This window comes from Geomonas sp. Red276 (assembly GCF_054784495.1).
Map to the genome: position 1 here is coordinate 57,756 of NZ_BLXW01000028.1, position 6,426 is coordinate 64,181.

Consider the following 6,426-nt stretch of genomic DNA (forward strand, 5'->3'; position numbering starts at 1 on the left):
ACCAACATCCCGAAATTGATAATGGGTCGCCAAGCGAGTGCCTCGAAAAGGTGTACAGGTAAGTACCTGCGTGTCTATTTACGGCTGAAGCGATAGCCGACGCCGCGGACAGTCTGGAAGAAGACGGGGCGGGACGGCTCGGGCTCGAAGTACTTGCGCAGCCGGACAATGAAGTTGTCGAGGGTGCGGGTTTCCGCCTCGGAGGAGTACCCCCAGACGTTCTCCAGGATCACCGCGCGGGGGAGCGCCTCGCCTTCACGACGGAAAAAAAGCGACAGCATCTTCACCTCGAGGTCGGTGAGATCGATCTCCCCCTGCCGGGTGCGCGCGCGGTAGGAGAGGAGGAATACTTCGTTGTCGCCGAAACGGTACCCCTCCTCCACCGGCTCCGGACGGTACCAGGCGGAACGCCTGAGCATCCCGGAAACCCGCAGCAGGAATTCCTTCAGGTTGAACGGCTTGATGAGATAGTCGTCGGCCCCCTCCGCCAGCCCCTCCACGCGGTCACGCTCCTCAGAGCGCGCGGTCAGCATCAGCACCGGCACCCGCGAGTCCAGTTCCCTTATCTTGCGGCAGACCTCGAAGCCGTTGATCCCGGGGAGCATCACGTCCAGGATGATGAGGTCGAATTTCTCCACCTGCACCTTGTCCAGCGCTTCCTCGCCGCTTTCCACGTGGCTTATCAGGTGCCCTTCCTGTTCCAGGTTGAAGGTGATGCCGCGGGCGAGATGGATCTCGTCCTCGACCAGGAGAATGTGCGGTTTCAGTTCCGACATCCGGCTATCCTTTCTGCTGCCTGCCGGTCAGCGGCAGCACGATTCTGAAGGTGCATCCCTTGCCGAGCCCTTCGCTTTCCACCGTGATCTTGCCGTTGTGGGCGTTCACCACCGACTTCACGATGTACAGGCCGAGACCGGTCCCCCTGATGTTCTCGCCAGCGGTGCGCACCCGGTAGAAAATATCGAAAATCTTGTCGAGCTCGTTCTTGCGGAGCCCCTTGCCGTTGTCCTGCACTTCCAGGACGCATTGCTTTCCCTGGCGGCGCAGTGAAACCTTTATCTCCGGAGCGGCGGGGGAATAGAGCAGGGCGTTCTCCAGCAGGTTCCTGATCGCCATCTCCATCGCCTCGGCGTCGATTACCGCGCCGATGCCGCCTTCGACCTCGGCCGTCAAGCGCCCTCCCTCGGGGAGATCGGCCCGCTTCTGTTCCAGGTAATCGGCAAGGAACTTCGAGAAATCGATCCGCTTCGCCTTCTCCCCGAGTTGCCGGAATTCGATCCTGGTCGCCATCAGGAGATTACTGGTGAGGACGTTGAGTCGGTCGGTGTCCGAGAGCATGGTGTCGATGAAGCCGTCGAGCTTGTCTTTCGGGAGGTCCCTGAGCTTCACCGTCTCGAGGTGGAGCTGGATGGAGGCGAGCGGGGACTTCAGTTCGTGGGTGAGCTGGGAGATGTAGCTTCGCTGCTGGAGGTAGAGCTTCGCCTGGCGCCGCCAGTAGACGAAGATCACGTAGACCCCCACCAGGATGGCCAACAGCATCAGGAGCCCCTCCACCAGGACCACCCACTCAAGCCCATGGGAGACCAGTTCCGGCTTGTAGCGAAGGGCGAGGTCGCGGAACTGCTTGCTGCGGCCGATGAACCAATAGATCCAGAAGACCACCACCACGACCCACATGGTCTGGATACCGATCAGGACGATCAAAGGCTTAGACATGACCCGGTGAAGTTTCATGAGCACTTCTCTAGCATCGGTCCGCACTTTTTGCAAGGCCGTAGTGGGGGCAGAGGGGAGTGGGGCTTTTACATTACTATTACAAACGTCGAAACCGACTTCTGTTATGGTCTATTAGCCGTTGTCCCCCGCACTTTAGGAGGTGTACATGTTTGGACCGTTACGAATCGGGAAGTATGAGGCACGTTATCCGCTGATCCAGGGTGGCATGGGGGTCAGGATTTCGGCCGGATCGCTGGCCGGACACGTCGCCAAGTGCGGCGGGGTCGGCCTGGTCGCTTCTCCCGGCATCACTCTCAACAGCGGCCTCTTCAACGGGACCAACTACCTCCAGACCAACCCGCAGGCCCTCAAGGATGAGATACGCAAAGCCTACGAGATCGCCCCGGACGGCATCATCGGGGTGAACGTGATGGTCGCCCTCTCCGATTTCGAGGAACTGGTGGTCGCCTCCGTCGAGGCCGGGGCCAAGGTCCTCGTCTGCGGAGCCGGTCTCCCCATGACCCTCCCCGGGCTCACCGCCCATGCCCCCGACGTCGCCCTGGTTCCCATCGTTTCCTCGGTGCGGGCCGCGCAACTGATCGCCAAGAAGTGGGACAAGGGTTACAACCGCCTTCCCGACGCGGTCGTCGTCGAAGACCCGGAAACCGCCGGCGGCCACCTCGGTGAAAAGATGGAGAACATCGGCAACGGCGATTACGACCAGTACGAGACGGTCCGCGGGGTCAAGGAGTTCTTCCGCTCCGAGTACGGCCTCGACATCCCGGTTATCGCCGCCGGCGGCATCTGGGACCGCGCCGACGTCATGCACGCCCTTGCCGAGGGTGCCGACGGGGTGCAGATGGCCAGCCGTTTCGTCACCACCGTCGAGTGCGACGCCGATCCCGCCTTCAAGCAGGCCTATCTCGATTGCAAGAAGGAAGACATCGGTCTCATCATGAGCCCGGCCGGGCTGCCGGGGCGCGCCATCCTCTCCAACCAGCAGTCGATCGTCAACTACGATCAGGATAACGCCACCTGCTGCGCCTACGGCTGCCTCAAAAAATGCTCCTACAAGGAGAGCGGCGAGCGCTTCTGCATCGTGAGCTCCCTCGACCGCGCCCAGAAAGGGGAGGTCGAGACCGGCCTCATCTTCTGCGGCACCAACGCCTGGAAGGCGAACCGGATCGAGACCGTCCAGGAGATCTTCGACGAACTCTTCGCCGAAGAAGAGGCCAAAGTGGTAGACCAGGCCGCCTGACCGCCGCTCCCCATTACTGACTGACCGAAATCCCCCCTGGCGCTTCCCGGTGCCAGGGGGGATTTTTTTACACATTAAAGTTGCGAACCGCCGGGGTGTATGTTATATCAAGAAAACCTGATTTAATAAAATCCTTAAGGTTGATACGATGCTCGAAGTTCTTAAAGCTCTGGCCGATCCCTGCCGCCTGCGTCTGGTGGCGGTTTTGCTGCGCGGCGAATTCACCGTGCAGGAGCTTCAGCGCATCTTCGACATGGGTCAGTCCCGCATTTCCCGCCATCTCAAGATCCTCACCGACGCGGGGATCCTATCCGTCAAGCGGCAGGGAACCTGGAGCTATTACCGGGCCGGCGACGGCGACCCCTTTTTCCGGGGGATCCGTCCGGCTTTCGAAGCCGAATTGGAGAAGCTTCCCGATTGCCGCGACGATCTGGCGGCCATGGCCCTGGCCCTGGAAGCGCGCCGCAAAAGGAGCCAGGAGTTTTTCGACAGCCACGCCCGCCAGTGGGACCGTCTTTCGCGGACGCTGCTGCCGGTTCCCGATTACCTGCCGGCCCTCCTTTCCCTCACCCCGCAAGTCGAGACCCTGCTGGAGATCGGCGTCGGGACCGGATCGCTGCTGCCCGACCTGGCTACCAAGGCACGGACGCTGATCGGTGTCGATCACTCCCCCGCGATGCTCGACGAGGCGAGAAGGCGGATGGATGAGCTCGGTCTGAACGGGATCGAGCTGCGGTTGGGCGAGATGACACATCTGCCGGTGGCCGACGGAGGGGCCGGATGCGTGGTCACCAACATGGTGCTTCATCATGCGGCCCATCCCCTGGAGGTGCTCAAGGAGATCGCGCGGGTGCTCCGTCCTGAAGGGGTGCTGGTGCTGGCCGATCTCTCCAGGCATGAACGCGAGTGGGCACGGGAGCAGTTGGCCGATCAATGGCTCGGCTTCGAGGAAGAGGAACTAAGCGAGTGGCTCAAGGGGGCCGGCCTGGCGACCCTGGAATTACAGAGGATGTCCGGTTCTAAAGGACAGGAAGACGTAGTACTGATCAAGGCCGTACGTTCGGCCTAGAGTTACCAGCACGAAAAGAGAAAAGGAGACAACGACTATGGCAGGAAAAGACTACATCGTTAAGGACATGTCGCTGGCCGATTGGGGCCGCAAGGAGATGGTTATCGCCGAGACCGAGATGCCGGGTCTCATGGCGATCCGCGAGGAGTACGCCAAGTCCCAGCCGCTCAAGGGCGCCCGCATCGCCGGTTCGCTCCACATGACCATCCAGACCGCCATGCTGATCGAGACCCTGACCGCCCTGGGCGCCGAGGTCCGCTGGGCTTCCTGCAACATCTTCTCGACCCAGGACCACGCCGCCGCCGCCATCGCGGCCGCCGGCATCCCGGTCTTCGCCCATAAAGGGGAGAGCCTGGCCGAGTACTGGGACTACACCCACAAGATCTTCGAGTGGCACGACGGCGGCGCCCCCAACATGATCCTCGACGACGGCGGCGACGCCACCCTGCTTTTGCACCTGGGCTCCGACGCCGAAAAGGACCCCTCCGTGGTTGAGAACGCGACCTGCGAGGAGGAGCAGTACCTTTTCGCCGCCATCCGCAAGCGGATATCCGAGCAGCCGGGGTGGTACTCGAAGACCGCCGCCTGCATCAAGGGGGTCACCGAGGAGACCACCACCGGTGTCCATCGCCTCTACCAGATGCACGAGAAAGGGAAGCTGAAATTCCCGGCCATCAACGTCAACGACTCGGTCACCAAGTCCAAGTTCGACAACATCTACGGCTGCCGTGAATCCCTCATGGACGGCATCAAGCGCGCCACCGACGTCATGGTGGCCGGCAAGGTAGCCGTCATCTGCGGTTACGGCGACGTCGGCAAAGGGTGCGCCCAGGCGATGCGCGGCCTCCAGGCCCAGGTCTGGGTGACCGAGGTCGACCCGATCTGCGCCCTGCAGGCGGCCATGGAAGGGTACAAAGTGGTCACCATGGAGTGGGCCGCCGACAAGGCCGACATCTTCGTCACCACCACCGGCAACATCGACGTCATCACCCACGACCACATGAAGGCGATGAAGCACAACGCCATCGTCGGCAACATCGGTCACTTCGACAACGAGATCGAGGTCGCCAAGCTCCGCCAGTACACGTGGGAGAACATCAAGCCGCAGGTCGATCACGTCATCTTCCCGGATGGCAAGAGGATCATTCTGCTGGCCGAAGGGCGTCTCGTCAACCTTGGCTGCGCCACCGGCCACCCGTCCTTCGTGATGTCCTCCTCCTTCGCCAACCAGACGCTGGCCCAGATCGAGATCTACTGCAACCCCGAGAAGTACCCGGTCGGCGTCTACACGCTCCCCAAAGAGCTCGACGAGAAGGTCGCCCGTCTCCAGTTGAAAAACCTGGGCGCCATGCTGACCGAACTGACCGACGCCCAGGCCGCCTACATCGGCGTTCCGAAGAACGGCCCGTACAAGTCGGCTCATTACCGGTACTAGGAACGTCCGGTATTTAAGTGAAAGGAAAGGGCGCCGGTTTCAATTCGGCGCCCTTTCTAATATCAAGGCTGAACCTCTTCCCCCCCCCGCTGACCCGAATCCCCCTCTTTCCTATCCATTTCGCTGTTAAGTTGTCACCATACCGCTGTAGTAAAGTTCACGCCATCGTTGATATTAGACGTAAATAATATTTGTTGCGGGGAGTCTCTGGACTTTTCTTCCTCCGTTGATTCACTCCAGCCTGGTCAAATTGCAATCGAATTTTTTAATCTGCAATTGTAACCCTTTGTTTAATTAATGATTTAATGGGGATGAACAACCAATAGGCCAACTATTGGGCTCAAGTGGCTTGTTTTTCATGTGATCACCGGGAATTTTCTCTGTTTATTCTGTATTGCATTTGGTTGTGTTTGTTGGTAGAAGCACCTACGTCTATGGCAGAGCGGTCAGAAGACCCGGCAACATCTCGAACAGGTAAAAGCTCCGTCCAGGCGTCAGCCTTTCGATCCGAACAATCTTCCCCATCGCGCGCGCAAGGCGCAGCGGCACGATCCGCGGATGAAGAAGGAGGATTTCCAGAAGGATCTGAAAAAGAACAAGCACGCCTGGCGGCACGCAAAGCGTGTGATGGTCGCCGCCACGCGGGCGTAGGAGGGCGCAGGGGGACGTTGTTAAGCAAGTTAAGTAACTCAACTTTCGCAGTTCGCGAAATAGTGTAAGTTGCTGTAATTAAAAATAGAATAGCGTCGCAATCTGTATTAAAATGGCTTTGCTCCCCAGCAAAAACATCTTAACAGAGAAAGGACGCTATGAGCCCGAGGGAGGGCGCAGGGGGACGTTGTTAAGCAAGTTAAGTAAAAAGAACGAGAGGGCTTTGGTCGGAAGCACAGCAGTTCTTTGATGTAACGAAAGGTGGCGGAGAAGGGCCTGATTTATTCGTAGCGCCAC

Annotated in this window: 5 protein-coding genes; 3 read left to right on the forward strand and 2 right to left on the reverse strand. The window is 59.7% G+C overall.

Translation table 11 applies throughout. From position 1 onward, the window contains the following. Window positions 1–74: 74 nt before the first annotated feature. Window positions 75–776 carry a response regulator transcription factor gene (locus ACYVL5_RS17395; RefSeq protein WP_460596843.1) on the reverse strand — a complete coding sequence of 234 codons (702 nt, stop codon included), beginning with the start codon at window positions 774–776 and terminating at the stop codon, window positions 75–77. 4 nt (window positions 777–780) lie between these two features. Next, a complete protein-coding gene (locus ACYVL5_RS17400; protein ID WP_460596844.1) occupies window positions 781–1,716 on the reverse strand; it encodes a sensor histidine kinase in 936 nt (311 codons plus the stop codon). A gap of 166 nt (window positions 1,717–1,882) precedes the next feature. On the opposite strand from ACYVL5_RS17400, the gene ACYVL5_RS17405 reads away from it, so the two are divergent. From ACYVL5_RS17405 to ahcY, 3 genes are all read left to right on the forward strand, one after another. After that, entirely contained in the window at window positions 1,883–2,974 is a 1,092-nt protein-coding gene (locus ACYVL5_RS17405; protein WP_460596845.1) for an NAD(P)H-dependent flavin oxidoreductase, read from the forward strand. A gap of 148 nt (window positions 2,975–3,122) precedes the next feature. Further along, window positions 3,123–4,043, forward strand: a complete 921-nt coding sequence (locus ACYVL5_RS17410) for an ArsR/SmtB family transcription factor (protein WP_460596846.1) — start codon at window positions 3,123–3,125, stop codon at window positions 4,041–4,043. A gap of 37 nt (window positions 4,044–4,080) precedes the next feature. Further along, a complete protein-coding gene (gene ahcY, locus ACYVL5_RS17415) occupies window positions 4,081–5,478 on the forward strand; it encodes an adenosylhomocysteinase (protein ID WP_460596847.1) in 1,398 nt (465 codons plus the stop codon). The last annotated feature ends 948 nt before the right edge of the window (window positions 5,479–6,426 follow it).

Coding starts and splice junctions, on each gene's coding strand:
- ahcY (WP_460596847.1), top strand. CDS start 4,081: ATGGCAGGAAAAGACTACATCGTTAAGGACATGTCGCTGGCCGATTGG.
- ACYVL5_RS17410 (WP_460596846.1), top strand. CDS start 3,123: ATGCTCGAAGTTCTTAAAGCTCTGGCCGATCCCTGCCGCCTGCGTCTG.
- ACYVL5_RS17405 (WP_460596845.1), top strand. CDS start 1,883: ATGTTTGGACCGTTACGAATCGGGAAGTATGAGGCACGTTATCCGCTG.
- ACYVL5_RS17400 (WP_460596844.1), bottom strand. CDS start 1,716: ATGTCTAAGCCTTTGATCGTCCTGATCGGTATCCAGACCATGTGGGTC.
- ACYVL5_RS17395 (WP_460596843.1), bottom strand. CDS start 776: ATGTCGGAACTGAAACCGCACATTCTCCTGGTCGAGGACGAGATCCAT.